Here is a 13381-nt window from a genome sequence, read left to right on the forward strand (position 1 = left end):
TATCCATCTCAATGCTCCCCGACAGATGTGGCTACTTAGCCGAAGGCGGTATTGCCGCCTCGCGGTCCACCATCATCTGCATCATCATTTCCATCATGTCCATACGCTGCATCATGTTCTTCTGCATGGACGGGCCGCCGGGCATCGAGGACATGCCACCGCCCTGCATCGGCATGCCACCGCCCATCTGACCCATCATCGCCAGGCCGTCCTGCATCGCCTTCATATGGTCCTTCATCAGCGCGGCACGCTCTGCCGGCGTTTTGGCTGCCATCATCTTTTGATGCATCTCCTGCATCGTCTTCATTTGCTGGTCGAACTTCGCCGGGTCGACCTTCGGTGCGGTTTCAGCCGCCGGGTGATGCGCCTCATGTTCCTCAGCCTGTTTGGCTCCCCAGCCGGGAAATGAGGAGCAGCCGGCAAGCGTGACCGCTGCGGCCGCAGCCAAGATACTTATGAGCTTCATGACTACTTACCTTGTGGCTTGATGCGTATTTCGGAAGAGCGTGACCGACCGTTTCGGCATCGTGACCGCCGAATTCGGGAACGTGACCGGTCAATTCGGTGACGTGACCGACTGACTTTTTATGACCGCTTCAGTGCGGTCGCCGGCCTGTCAAGGGGTCGGTGCTGGTGTTGCGTATGAACCACCGCTGGGGCATAGCCTCGCGGCCTTTGGGCCGCAGAACTGATGCCACAGCAACGCATGGAAATACGCAGAATGTTGCGACCGAAGTAATGTGGCGGCAGTCCTGAACACACCGCTCCTTGCGGGGGAACTGCGGTGGCAGCCGCGCACATAACTGTCTTGACCCGCCTACGAGCTCAGACCCCGCATGAATTCCATAAGGGACGGCAGTCGCTGCCGGCGACGCTTCACCTCTGGTAGTCCAGTGATGTCGACGGCTGCAAGCGCCTTGGCCTTCATGTCGAGGTCGACTTCGGCGTACACATTGGTCGTGTCGAGCGAGACATGCCCAAGCCACTCGCGAATGGTGTTGATGTCTACCCCGGCGCGAAGCAGGTGGACCGCGGTTGTGTGTCGAATGGTGTGCGGACCCACTCGCTTGGTTCCGAAGGTTGTCACCTGCTTGCGTGCTTGGTCTGCGTAGACGGTGACCAGACGGTTCACACCGAACCGCGTCATTGGCTCTCCCGTTCTGCCGAGGAATACCGCGTCGCCTGACGCGCGGGCGCCGACCAGCGGTCGCAGCGCGGATACCGTCGGTGACCACAACGGGCAGACACGCCACTTGTTGCCCTTGCCAAGGATGCGCACCGATGGCGATGTGCCGAGTTGCAAGTTGCCGACGGTCAGTCGCGCCGCTTCGTCAGCGCGAGCACCACTGTTGTAGAGGAACAGAAGCAGCGCGTGGTCGCGGGCCCCGAGGTCAGTGCGGCGATCGGGYKCACGCAGCAGCGCTTCGAGCTCCGGCTTCTCGAGGTAGCCGATCTTCGTCTTGGCTGATTTCTTGAATGGGACGATGCGCATCTCCGTACACCACGACAGATGCTCTGGTGATCGGATGCCGATGAAGCGAGCCAACGAGTGGATGGCACTGAGCCGTACGTTGCGCGTTGCAACGCTGCAGTCACGCTCGAGCTCGAGGTGCGACAGGAACAAACGAACCGTGTCAGGTGATAGGTCCTGCACCGACATGCGATCAATCGCCACGCCGGCGCAAACACTCGCAAACGGCAACAGCAATGTAAGCGTATCTCGGTAGCTGAGCTGCGTGTTGCGAGCGAGGTTGCGCTCGGTGACCAGATGCTCCAACAAGAATCGCCGGATCCATGGCCCCAGCAGGTTGCGGTCAGTCATGGTCTGCCTCCTTTTGCGCATAGATGGCGAAGAGGCGGCTGGCCTCCTGCAGCAATTCCGGTGTCATCCGCAGGTAGCGCTGGGTCGAACTAATATCGACGTGACCCAGGTAGGTTGCCAACTGCGGCAACAGCCGCTGCACATCCTTGCCGTCGCGGTACCACGCCACCACCCGGTGCATGGCCGCGGTGTGCCTCAAATCATGAAGCCGTGGCGGTCGCAGTTCTCCCGACGGGCAGGCGATCCCTGCGGCGGCCCGAACCCGTTGGAACAATGTGATGACAGACTCGTAGGTCAGGCGATGGCCGGTGTTCGAACACAGGAAGGCAGAATCCGCACCGTCTGGGAACGCTAGCGCACCGCGCCGATCAAGATGAGCAGCAAGCTCATCGGCCAGTCGCGGCCCCACGGGCACCAGTCTGGTCTTGTAGAACTTCGTGTTGCGTACGGTGATCACCCGCTCGGCCAGGTCCACATCGCCGAGCGTGAGCCCGATCGCCTCACTGATGCGCAGCCCCGTGCCGTACAGTAGCAACAGCAACGTCCGGTAGGTAGCCGCCCGCAAACGACAGCCGCTGTGATACACCACCGCAGTGGCATCCACCAGTCGCCGCAATTCGTCGGTGGAGTACACGTAGGGCGTCTGCTGCGGCGGCAGCTTCGGCGAACGTTCAGGCAACGGTGAGGCGCTGACGTAGCCACGGGCAAAGGCGAAGCGGTACAGGCCGGCCAGCACGCTGGACTTGCAGGTCCACGTTGCGCTCAGTGCGCCGCGTCCGCGCAAGAAGCCGGCGACGGCCTCAGGCGTGACGTCGCACAGCGGCACGTTGCCCGTCTCCCGCACAAACTGTCGCAGCCATCGGGCGTCGCGTTCCAGGCGCACGCCAAGCGCCCGACGCGAGGCGAGATAGACCTCAACGACCTCGAGCGCGGTCATTGCAGCTCTCCCAGGTCAAAGTCGCCGACCTCGCGCAGCGCACCCAAATCGACCTTGGCATAGATCATCGTGGCGGAGGTGCTGCGGTGGCCCAGGTGATCGCCGATCTCCTTGAGCGTCATTCCCGCGCCCAACAGCTTGACCGCACAGGCATGCCGAAATGCGTGTGGACCTTTATGCGCCGCCTCGATGCCCAGCGCGCGCAGTCTTTGATTCACGACGTAGTAAATTGCCTGCGCACCAATAGGTTCCCGCGGAGCCTGCAGGCTGATGAAGACCTCGGAGTGAGGCACGGGCGGCCGCCCGGTGTCGATGTAGCGCGCGAGGGCGTCCGCGACCGAAGCCTGCAATGGATAGACCTGCGGCTGCCGGCGCTTGAAYCGCCCAATATGTAGCTGGYGGCCTGTCCAGTCGATTTGATCCAGCCGGAGAGCAGCAGCCTCGCCTGCGCGCAAGCCGTAGATCGCCAGCAACATGAGGATCGCTCGGTCGCGCACGTCGCGCGGCGTGTCTGACGTAGCGTTTGCCAGGACCCGTCGCACATCGTCCCAGCGCAGCGCGTACGGAAGCGTCTCCAGCTTGTATCTCCGAGGGCCGAGAATTGACTCGGACAAGCCCAGGCGACATGCTCCGGTTGACGCCGCCTGCCGTAGGAACACACGCAACACCGAGGCGTAAGTACTGGCCGACACGCGGGACCATCGTTGCGAACCGAAGGCGATGAAGTAGGCGTCGATGTCGTCGGGACGCAGCTTTGCGAGGTCGCGGCCCGTTCTGCCGCACCAACGCAAGAAGTTCGCGACTCGCCGGCTCCATACGTCGACAGTCGACGGACTCAAGCCACGTTCATCGCGTATCCATGACACGAAGCGATCGAGCACTTGCTCGAATGGGACCGGCTCTCGCTCCTCGCGCCACCATCCGAGAAACTTCAGCCACGGGCGAACGCATTCCACGAACATCTTCGCCGTCGCGGGCTTCGGCGACGGTGGGTCGTAGACGATCTCGTGAAGCCTTGCGACATTGATACCACGACAGTCCTCAGGCGACATGCGAGTCGCAACCCACAGCATGGACTTCGCGATCGTGCGCAGCGTGGCGAGGGTACCGCCTTGGTCGGCGCGGTGTCGCAGGAAGCGTTCGCGCTCGTCAGCGAATGGTCCTGCACGGTGCCGAGCGATGGCAGCGTTACAGCGATAGAGAGTCTCGAACATGGCAAACCTCCGAAATGAAGAAGGCTTGCCAGAACACGCGACAATTTATGTTGTGTCAATCGCCACCTGTGAGCGCACCGACGCTCACACAGACCCGACCATGGCACATTACTTCGGTCGCAACATTCTGCGTAGCATGTTTTGCAAAACATACTACGCATGATCAAGGACATACTCAGACTCAAGTACCCGGGCGGGCTGTCGCACGAGCGCATCGCGCGCAGCCTGAACATCTCCAAGGGCGTGGTTGCCAAGTACCTTGGCCTGGCGAGCGCAGCCGGGCTGGACTGGGAAGCGACGGCCGATCTGGACGAGGCCGCGCTTGAACGACGGCTGCTCGGACACAGCGCCGCCGAGACCCGCGTGGTCGAGCCCGACTTCGCGCTCATTCACATCGAGTTGCGCCGCAAGGGCGTGACGTTGGTGCTGCTCTGGCAGGAGTACCGAGCGGCGAACGAGGGTCGACGCACCTGGGCCTACACCCAGTTCTGCGAGCACTACAAGAAGTTCGCCAAGAGCCTCAAGCGCTCGATGCGCCAGCAGCGGCGCGCCGGCGAGAAGCTGTTCATCGACTACGCCGGCCCGACGCTGGGTCTGGCCGATGGAACGCGCGCGCAGGTCTTCGTCGCCGCCATGGGCGCCTCCAGCTTCACCTTTGCATGCGCCACGGCCGACCAGAGCATGCGCTCGTGGCTCGGTGCGCTGGCGCGCGCGCTGAGCTTCTACGGCGGTTGCCCACAACTCGTTGTTCCCGACAACCCGCGCTCGCTCGTCTCCGAGGCCTGCCGCTATGAGCCCAAGCTCAACGCGACGGTACGCGAGTTCGCGCGCCACTATGACGTCTCCTTCCTTCCGGCACGGCCGTTTCTCCCGAAGGATAAAGCCGCCGCAGAAAGTTCGGTCCAGGTCGTCACCCGTTGGATTCTGGCCAGGCTGCGCCACACGGTGCTGGCCAATGTGCACGCCGCCGATGCGGCGATCGCCGAGTTGTTGCCGTCGCTGAACAACCGCAAGTTCCAGAAGCTCGAGGGCAGCCGCGCGAGCTTGTTCGCCACGCTCGACGCCCCGGCGCTCTCAGCGCTGCCCGCGCAGCGCTGGCAATGGGTCACCTTCAAGACGGTCAAGGCTCACATCGACTACCACGTCGAGATCGAGGGCCACCGCTACAGCGTGCCGCATTCGCTGGTGGGGTTGGAGCTGGAGGCGCGCATCACGGACGCACTGGTGGAGGTGCTGCACCGCGGCCAGCGCGTGGCCTGCCACGCCCGCAGCTCGCTGCGCGGCGGCTTCACCACGCGAGACGAGCACATGCCGGCAGCGCACCGCGCCCACAAGCAATGGACGCCCGAGCGGCTGATCCATTGGGGAGGCGAAATCGGCACGAGCACCGGCCAGTTCGTGACCCAGCTGCTGCAGCGATTCCGCCATCCCGAGCACGGCTACCGCAGCTGTCTGGGCCTGCTCAGCCTGGCCAAGCGCTACGGCCCGCAGCGCGTCGAGGCCGCCTGCGCGCTGGCGCTCGAGCTGGGCGGTGGGCAATACCGCCATGTGCGCGACATCCTGGTCAATGGAGGCGATCTCGTGAAGCGCCCGCAGCCTGAGCCCGAGTGGGTGGCGCCCGAGCACGACAACTTGCGCGGCGCGGCGTACTACCACTGATGCCCGGCAATGATCCACAAAGCACCGAAGGACTTCCCCATGATGATGAACAACACCCTGGCGCAACTGCGCGATCTGAAGCTCGCCGGCATGGCCTTGGCCGTCGAGGAACAACTCTCCAGCAACGCGAGCACGACGCTGAGCTTCGAGGAACGCCTGGCGTTGATGGTCGATCGCGAGGTGCACCACCGCGGCGACAAGCGCCGTGCGTCACTGCTGAAGAGGGCCGGGCTCAAGTACCCGCAGGCCTGCATCGAGGATGTCGACGGCCGTGCCGGGCGCGGCTTCGAGCGCAGCGCGCTGATGAGCCTGGCGCTGTCGCGCTGGGTCGAGGACGGGACAGCGATTCTGGCCACGGGGCCCGCGGGATCGGGCAAGTCGTGGTTGGCCTGCGCATTGGCGCAGTACGCGTGCCGGCGCGGGCACTCGGCGCTGTATCTGCGCGCACCGCGCCTGGCCGAGGATCTGCGCATCCTGCATGGCAACGGCGGCTTCGCCCGATGGCTCGCGGCAGTAGCCCGCACGGACGTCCTCGTCCTGGACGATTGGGGGATGGCTTCGCTGGACGGACCCACGCGTTCGGATCTGATGGAGATCATCGACGACCGCGCCGGCACGCGCCCGACGATCGTGACGAGTCAGCTGCCCATCGAGCATTGGCATGCGTGGATCGGTGATGCGACGGTCGCCGACGCGATCCTCGACCGGCTGCTCTCGCGCAGTCATCGCCTGGCGTTGAAGGGCAAGTCGCTGCGACCGGGAAAGACCAGCGGCGCGGGTGATGCCGATGACGCGCCTATCGAATCCATAGACAGCGCTGTCGAGCCGCGGTAGGGACACGCCCTGTGGATTTGTGGACAGGCCCGCTGACGCGGGCTCCCCGACTGAGCGCCAAAGGCGCTCTCCTGTGGATGGCCGGATGGACAACCCTGCGGGTTGACCACGCGCCCACCCACAGGCCGTCGGCTGTCCACAAGCTCCACAGGGCCCCAACACCACGAGTTAAAAGAAGCAAGACAAAGAAGACAAAGCCCTTCGTCACATACAGGCATCGGCTTCTCACTCACACCCATCACGGAGGTACTTCAGCCCTTCAAATCGACCCCATCTCTACAATCTCCTCCGCGCAACCCAGCATCCGATCGAAATCGGTCACGTTCCCGAAATCGCCGGTCACGTTCGCCGAAATACGCAGCTTGAGCGCTCGGACAGCACTCGGTGTTTCCACAATGCTCGCAAGGACCGCCTTCGCCATTGATGCAAATCAAGTCAGGATGAGCGGCTCAAAATTTGCGAAGCCTTCCGGGCGGTCCTTGACTATCCGCAGCAGCAGCCGCYTCGCTTGGTCGAGCGGGAATGGGCGAGGTGCCGTCAGTGACCAACGGGCTGTAGCCAGCGACCTTGATGACGTCGCTCAGTTGCTGAGCGGTTGCCGTCGTCGGTTCCGCAGACCAACTGCTCGAATCAGCCGCGGCGTCAGCTTTATCATCGGTTAATCGACGACTCGCACGCTTCTGTTCCATGGAGACCTCATGAATCAACAGAGCACCGCCCGCTACGACTTCCTGAGCCGGACCCTTCACTGGCTCACTGCTGTTGTCGTGACCGCCGCCTTCACCCTTGGGCCTGATGGCTTCGGAAGGCTAATGCGGCGGGGGGTTGACCCAGCAACCCGAAGTGACATTGTTTGGCACGAGACCTTGGGGACATTGGTCTTGGTCTTGACTGCATTGCGCCTCGTCTGGGTGACATTGCGCCCACCGGCGCCGCGGTTCTCAATGGCTCGCTGGATGCACGTCACGGCCAAGCTGATGCACTTGGCGCTGTGGGCGCTTCTCCTCGCCTTGCCGGCCACCGCGTTCTTGGCACTGGGCAGCGAGGCTCATCCGCTGACGCTGCTGGGCAGCGTGCGCGTCGACCAGATGCCCATAATCGCAGACTCCGCCCTCGCGAAGCTGTCCGATTGGGGGGGAAGTACACAAGATCCTGGGCGACGCCATCATGTGGCTTGCCGGCCTACATGCGGCCGCCGCCATCTACCATCACTTTGTCTTCAAAGATGGCGTTCTGTGGGCCATGTTGCCCCATAGGTCCTAACTCTCCCTCAGGAAAGTTTGAGGTCGATTCGAAATCGCAGCTCTGAGGTGCGCTCCCGCCCTGGTGCCTTGATGAACTCTTCCTTGGGCGCGCCGCCGCGACACATCGACTCTACATCGGGCTTCTCGTCGTGAGCCAGTTGGCAAGAACGTCGGTCCACCGCCCCCCAGCATTTGGTGGCCTGGAGTGGGATGTCCATCTGGCTGCTGGCGGCTTTGGGCTGGTGGGCCGACCGACATTCGACGGGCCGAGATCTGCGGACGAGGTGGTACGTCGAGCGGGGCGTCTACGGCCCATTTCGAGTGCCGGGGAAAAGTTCTCGAATTAGCATGGTGTACTGTATGTGGGGCAACATCCAGGGCGCACAGACGTTCAGGGCGCAGGGTAGCCTTGTACTCCTTAAGCATCAACAACCGTTTCCTTGGGTGAATGAATGAACATATTTGTAGTCGACGACCATCCGATGATGCGAGACGCCGTATCGATGGTCTTGCGCAGATTGCGTCCTGGAGCCAAGGTCATCGAACTCGACCGTGTCGCCCAGCTTGCGCCAGCTATTGCAAAAGACGGCCCTGCTGACATGGTTTGCCTTGACCTTCAGCTTCCGGATGCGAAGGGCACGGAGGGCGTGAAGCTTGTGCGAGCGGATTTCCCGAAGGTTCCGCTCGCGGTCTACTCCGCATCTCCGGCGAGCGACTACGAGGAGGCCTGCATCGAGGCGGGCGCTGATATTTACATCGAGAAGTCACTCGGCTCGACGGAACTCGCCGCGGCGCTGCGAGGGCTTCTGAATGCTGACGCGAACCCTGAACTAGCCGCGGCTATGGATGGAGACGAGGAATCTGAGACCAAACTTTCGAAGCGTCAGGTTCAACTCATTTCGATGCTCGCGGGCGGGCTCTCAAATCGCGAGATCGCGGCCGGGCTGGATATCAGCGAGCACACCGTCAAGGTCCACCTTTGGCGCCTCTTTCGAAAGCTTGGGGTCAAGAGCCGAACGCAGGCGCTCCACTTTGCTCGCCAGAACGGCCTCATAACGGGCTAGGTACTTTGGTTTGCCGAGCTGAAAAGCGGGCAGGCGCGGTCTGAGAGTTCATAGCTGAGCCAGAGCGCTGACTTCCGACATGAGAGCCTGGCCGACCGAGCACCGACCATTCGGCAGTGGCTCATCCTTGGTTCGCCTGCCGCCTTGAACCAGGGCAAGTGCGCTGATTTTTGATAGGCGCGTCTTGTGAGGTTCCTCAACTTGATGGGAGATCAATGGGATCCAATGTCAACGCTGTTTACCGCGAGCCATGGAACAAGGGCAAGATCATCGGCCAGGAGGCCCCGTCCAGGATCAAGGACATCTGGGCACTTCGAGTACTCCGCAGCGCGAAGGCATGCTGATCGCCCGCCGGCTCAAGCCCCAGCTCGAACCGATTCTGGGCGCGCGACATGACCTCKTGTTCAGCACTGTTATCGTGGTTGGAAGGGGCGGTGTCAGCGTCGAACTCTATCCCCGGACCGCGATTCTCTCTCGACATCTTGCAGCCACTGGTGCACGCCGTTGTCGCAGCCCATCTGACCATGGCTGTAGACGACGTAATTCCTGCCGCAGCCGGCTGCCCCAGCAGTTCGTCTATTGCTTCTGCAAACGGTAGCCGCAGTAGCTTCAACGTCCGGGCGAATGATCCCCGCGCGGCATTCAGGTGGCAGTCCACTCGACATTCACGGCGAGGCCACCCAGGCGGCTGGACCGCCCGATGCGCACTGTCGCGTGCTGCGCGGAGGCGATGCGCCGAACGATGGACCAGCCCAGCCCGCTGCCACTTTCGCCGCTGCCGAGGACGCGGAAGAAGCGCTCCCCGCATCGCGCCATGTCTTCCTCCTTCATGCCGGGGCCGCTGTCTTCGACACTGAGCTGCACGCAGTCATGCGAGCACATGACATCGACGCGGATATCGGCCCGGGCCGGACTGTAGCGGATCGCGTTGTCGACCAGATTGCGCACCAGCACCGCGAACAGCGCCGGATCGCCGCGAACAGGGCATTCGTCCACCGCGTCGACCTCGATGTTCTGCTGCTTGCGGATGGCTTCCGATGCGGCTTCGGCGACCACGCCGCGCACCAGAGCACCCAGTTCCAACGACTTGCTCTCGAGGTCGGCACCCGCCTCGAGGCGCGACAGCGTCAGCAGTTGCTCGACCAGGTGAGTGGCCCGGTCGCAGCCTTTGAGCGTCGCTTCGAGCGCATGGCGACGCCGGGCATCGTCGGCCTCGGCCAGCGCGACCTGCGCCTGGGCCCGGATCGCGGCGATGGGCGTGCGCAACTCGTGGGCGGCGTCGGCGGTGAAGCGGCGCTCCGACGCCATCAACCCGTCGATGCGACCGAACAGGGCGTTGAGCGCGTCTAGCATCGGCGTCATCTCCGACGGTGCGCCCTCGATGGCAATCGGCCTCAGGGCCTGTGGCTCGCGCAAGGTCAATGTCTGTCCGAGGCGCCTGAGCGGCAGCATGCCGCGACGGACTGCCCACCACACCGCGAGTGTGAGCAGGGGCAATGCGGCGAACATCGGCCAAAGTATGCTCCGCAACACCGCCCACAGAATGGAGGATCGCGAATCGATCCGCTCGCCCACATACACCTGCACATCGCGCTCGCTGCCGTGGGTCGCGAACACGCGCCATGTCGCGCCGTCGATGCGGACTGTGCTGAAGCCCGACTTGAAGCGTCGCCCGGGGTTGACCATCGGCGAGGACGGTGCGTTGGCAGAGCGCAGCGTCAGGCGGCCTTCATGGAAGACCTGGAACGTCACCCTGGGGGCATAGCGGTGCAGCACAGGGGCTTCGATGCTTCGATCTTCATCGGAGGGGGCCTGCGTCTGCTGCGCGATCAACAGCGCGGCGCCCTGCGCCAGATGGCCGTCGAGCAACTCGTCCAGTTCGTGGCGCACGTCGAGCCATGTCATGACCGCGGCGGCCAGCCACACGCCCGTCACCAGGCCGAGCACCAGCAGCAGGAGGCGGCCCTGGAGCGAGCGCGGCATCGTTTTCAACTGCCCGGCTTGTCGCGCATCAGGACGTAGCCCACGCCGCGCACGGTCTGGATGAGCGAGCTGCCGAGCTTGCGCCGCAGATGATGGACGTGCACCTCGATCGCATTGCTCTCCACTTCCTGCCCCCAGCCGTAGAGGTGCTGTTCGAGTTGCTCGCGCGAGAGCACGCGCCCGGCGTTGAGCATCAGTGTGTGCAACAGCGCAAACTCGCGGGACGGCAGGGCGACCGGCTCGCCCGCCACATGCACGGTGTGCGCGCCCGGATCAAGCACGACGTCCTGGGCCTGCAGGCGCTCCTGGGCCTGGCCGTGGGCACGGCGGATCAGTGCACGCAAGCGCGCCGCGAGTTCGAGCAGGTCGACGGGCTTGATGACGTAATCGTCGGCGCCGACATCGAGCCCGCGAATTCGATCGGGAACGCCGTCGCGTGCGGTCAGCACCAGGATGGGAATAGCGATGCCCGCCCCTCGCACGCTCGCGAGCACGGACAAGCCGTCCCGCAGCGGCAGCCCCAGATCAAGCACCGCCGCGGCATACGGCTCGGCGCGCAGTTCGCGCTCGGCGGCCTCGCCGTCCCGCACCCAATCGACCTGGAAATCGAGTTGGCGCAGGCCTGCGCGAAGGCCGTCGCCGAGCAGCGGGTCGTCTTCGGCAAGAAGGATGCGCATGGGGGAATTGTGAACGGCAAATGGAGCCCGGGTGCTCAGTCGTCTCGATCCTGGCTCGCCGCCGTGGGCGACAGGGTGGTCGGGGCCTGGGCGACCTCCGTCGGGGCGTCGTGCCATTGTGTCCACCAGAAGCCCAGCACCGCCGCCAGCATCAGGATGCCGACGCTGCGCCAGGCGCTGCGCACGCCGTCCTCGGGCCGGCCCGGCTTGCGTCCGGTGATCATCGCGGCGACCAGGTTGTCATGGTGCGTCCAGCTCGCGAGCAACACACCGGCGATGTGCAGGCCGACCACGCCGAGCATGATGTTGGCTGCGGCTTCATGCACTTCTTCCAGCCACTCGCCTCCCAGGTCCTGGAAGGTCGCCCAGCCCGCTGCCGTGACCGCCAGGGCCAGACCGAGCAGCGCGACGATGGCGAGGGCCCCTGCGGGGTTGTGCCCCGTGTGGTGCTCGGTGCGCCCGCGAAGCATGCTGCCGAGGTAGGCCGCGACAGCGCGCGGTCCCCGTATGAAGTTCGAGAAGCGCGCGTAGCGGGTGCCCATGAAGCCCCACAAGAGGCGAAACAGGACGAGTCCGGCCATCGTGTACCCGAGCGTGACGTGCACCAGCCGCCACGATTCGCGCTCCGCGGTGAGGTAGGCGCCGGCAAAGCACAGCACGATGAGCCAGTGAAAGACGCGCACCGGCAGATCCCAGACGAGGATCCTGCCGGGCCCAGGCTCGGACGCGGGACGTTCAGCGGGGGATGCGGACATTGTGTTCATTGAACTCTCCTTGATCGGCTTGGGCGTGACAGGCTGCGCAATTGGCGGCGTTTCGGACGCTGGGCAACTTCCAGGTGGCAGGCGCCACCTCGCGGTGTTTCCGGACGAACCAGGCCGAGCGCGTGATGCGGTCGTCCGGTGGTGGTTCGCTCCTGCGACCGCTGGTGGCGGCACTCGCCGCCAGCCAGTTCGCGAGCTCGCTCACCGTGCCGGGGTCCAGCGACGCATCGGTGCCAAAGTGGCGGGGAAGGTTCGAGATCAGGCGCTGCCAGGAAGCCGCCGGCAACATGCGGGGTGGGTAGGCGATATGACAGGCCGCGCACTCGGCGCGGTACTGCGGCAGCAAGGGCGTCCGCGCGATCCGGTCGCCATCGCCGGCCCAGGCCTGCGAGGCGAAGAGCGCGGCCAGCGCCCAGGCGCCTGCGAGGCGGAGGCGGGGTGGCTCAGCCATGATGAGTTCCTGAATGAAGTGTCGACATCGCCGCGGCCTCAAGGCTTGAGTTGGATCAACCAACTCAACACATCGGCCTTCTCCGCGGCGGTGCATTCGCGCCCCACCACGTCGTTGCAGTTGCGACGGAACCACTTGTCAGCCTTGGCGGCGTCGGTGAACCGCTCGGCGTTGAAGGCCGGGGCCAGGGCCCCGATCGGCTTGCCGGTGGCTGCGTGCCGGCCCGCCGCCGTGGGCACCGCGCCGTGGCACGAGGCGCAGCTCCACTCGCGGCTGTGTCGGCTGTTGAACAGCAACTGTCCGCGGTCGGGATTCGCGGCGGCCCCGGCCTCCCTGACGTAGCCGGCGAGCAGCTCGGTAGAGGTGGCGGCACCGGCCGCAGGGGTGATGGCGACGGCGATGGCGGCGGTCCAGGCCGCGGGGACGGAACAGCGACGCGCGGACGGTTGAGAATTGAATACGTTCATGACGACTCCTTGGAAGCCATGGTGTCTTCGCGGTCTTAGCGTTTTCTTAACAGAACGCGTCCAGCCCGACGGTTCCGCTCGGGAATGCCAGCCTGGATTCGCACGACTTGATGGAAATCAAAGGTCGCCGGGGCGGCACGTCGGAACATCGGCCATGGTCGCCCCACCGTTGCCGGTACCTCCCGTCTTTCGAGCCCGAGGGCTCGGCAAGACCTACCACGCCGGCGACGTGGACGTCGTCGCCCTGCGCGACGTGGATCTGGAC

Annotated in this window: 14 protein-coding genes and 2 pseudogenes; 6 read left to right on the top strand and 10 right to left on the bottom strand. The window is 64.4% G+C overall.

What is annotated here, in order from left to right:
- Positions 1-31: 31 nt before the first annotated feature.
- The 4 genes from AC1DY5_RS19960 to AC1DY5_RS19975 all read right to left on the bottom strand — a co-directional run bounded on the left by AC1DY5_RS19960 (position 32) and on the right by AC1DY5_RS19975 (position 3973).
- On the bottom strand, positions 32-466 hold the full coding sequence (locus AC1DY5_RS19960; protein ID WP_478114097.1) for a hypothetical protein: 435 nt from the start codon (positions 464-466) through the stop codon (positions 32-34).
- Positions 467-817: 351 nt separating this feature from the next.
- On the bottom strand, positions 818-1822 hold the full coding sequence (locus AC1DY5_RS19965) for a tyrosine-type recombinase/integrase (RefSeq protein WP_478114099.1): 1005 nt from the start codon (positions 1820-1822) through the stop codon (positions 818-820).
- Positions 1815-2759, bottom strand: a complete 945-nt coding sequence (locus tag AC1DY5_RS19970) for a tyrosine-type recombinase/integrase (protein WP_478114101.1) — start codon at positions 2757-2759, stop codon at positions 1815-1817. Before AC1DY5_RS19970 ends, AC1DY5_RS19965 begins: the two co-directional genes overlap by 8 nt.
- On the bottom strand, positions 2756-3973 hold the full coding sequence (locus AC1DY5_RS19975) for a tyrosine-type recombinase/integrase (RefSeq protein WP_478114103.1): 1218 nt from the start codon (positions 3971-3973) through the stop codon (positions 2756-2758). The genes AC1DY5_RS19970 and AC1DY5_RS19975 overlap by 4 nt, the downstream gene beginning before the upstream one ends.
- Positions 3974-4132: 159 nt before the next feature.
- On the opposite strand from AC1DY5_RS19975, the gene istA reads away from it, so the two are divergent.
- Entirely contained in the window at positions 4133-5632 is a 1500-nt protein-coding gene (gene istA / locus AC1DY5_RS19980; RefSeq protein ID WP_478114105.1) for an IS21 family transposase, read from the top strand.
- A gap of 39 nt (positions 5633-5671) precedes the next feature.
- A complete protein-coding gene (gene istB, locus AC1DY5_RS19985; RefSeq protein ID WP_478114107.1) occupies positions 5672-6466 on the top strand; it encodes an IS21-like element helper ATPase IstB in 795 nt (264 codons plus the stop codon).
- A 259-nt stretch (positions 6467-6725) separates the two neighbouring features.
- Here istB and AC1DY5_RS19990 read toward each other — a convergent pair whose 3' ends face one another.
- Positions 6726-6887 (bottom strand): hypothetical protein, encoded by a 162-nt coding sequence (locus AC1DY5_RS19990; RefSeq protein ID WP_478114109.1) that lies wholly within the window; start codon positions 6885-6887, stop codon positions 6726-6728.
- A gap of 277 nt (positions 6888-7164) precedes the next feature.
- Between AC1DY5_RS19990 and AC1DY5_RS19995 the strand changes: the two are divergent.
- From AC1DY5_RS19995 to AC1DY5_RS20010, 4 genes and pseudogenes are all read left to right on the top strand, one after another.
- Positions 7165-7458 (top strand): annotated as a pseudogene (locus AC1DY5_RS19995) (cytochrome b); the annotation flags it as partial.
- Positions 7459-7633: 175 nt separating this feature from the next.
- Positions 7634-7729 carry a hypothetical protein gene (locus AC1DY5_RS20000; protein ID WP_478114111.1) on the top strand — a complete coding sequence of 32 codons (96 nt, stop codon included), beginning with the start codon at positions 7634-7636 and terminating at the stop codon, positions 7727-7729.
- A 433-nt stretch (positions 7730-8162) separates the two neighbouring features.
- Positions 8163-8774: a LuxR C-terminal-related transcriptional regulator gene (locus tag AC1DY5_RS20005; protein ID WP_478114113.1), complete on the top strand. Its 612-nt coding sequence runs from the start codon at positions 8163-8165 to the stop codon at positions 8772-8774.
- Positions 8775-8989: 215 nt separating this feature from the next.
- A pseudogene (locus AC1DY5_RS20010) lies at positions 8990-9094 on the top strand (integrase); the annotation flags it as partial.
- A gap of 322 nt (positions 9095-9416) precedes the next feature.
- Here AC1DY5_RS20010 and AC1DY5_RS20015 read toward each other — a convergent pair.
- From AC1DY5_RS20015 to AC1DY5_RS20035, 5 genes are read right to left on the bottom strand one after another with little or no spacing between them, the layout of a single operon-like run.
- Positions 9417-10757 carry an ATP-binding protein gene (locus tag AC1DY5_RS20015; RefSeq protein WP_478114115.1) on the bottom strand — a complete coding sequence of 447 codons (1341 nt, stop codon included), beginning with the start codon at positions 10755-10757 and terminating at the stop codon, positions 9417-9419.
- 5 nt (positions 10758-10762) lie between these two features.
- A complete protein-coding gene (locus AC1DY5_RS20020) occupies positions 10763-11434 on the bottom strand; it encodes a winged helix-turn-helix domain-containing protein (RefSeq protein WP_478114117.1) in 672 nt (223 codons plus the stop codon).
- A 35-nt stretch (positions 11435-11469) separates the two neighbouring features.
- Entirely contained in the window at positions 11470-12198 is a 729-nt protein-coding gene (locus tag AC1DY5_RS20025; protein ID WP_478114119.1) for a cytochrome b/b6 domain-containing protein, read from the bottom strand.
- Positions 12170-12649 (bottom strand): diheme cytochrome c, encoded by a 480-nt coding sequence (locus AC1DY5_RS20030; RefSeq protein ID WP_478114121.1) that lies wholly within the window; start codon positions 12647-12649, stop codon positions 12170-12172. The genes AC1DY5_RS20025 and AC1DY5_RS20030 overlap by 29 nt, the downstream gene beginning before the upstream one ends.
- Before the next feature lie 38 nt (positions 12650-12687).
- Positions 12688-13116: a DUF1924 domain-containing protein gene (locus tag AC1DY5_RS20035; protein WP_478114123.1), complete on the bottom strand. Its 429-nt coding sequence runs from the start codon at positions 13114-13116 to the stop codon at positions 12688-12690.
- Positions 13117-13381 lie beyond the last annotated feature (265 nt).

The sequence above is a fragment of the Variovorax sp. P4_D9 genome, assembly GCF_056401695.1.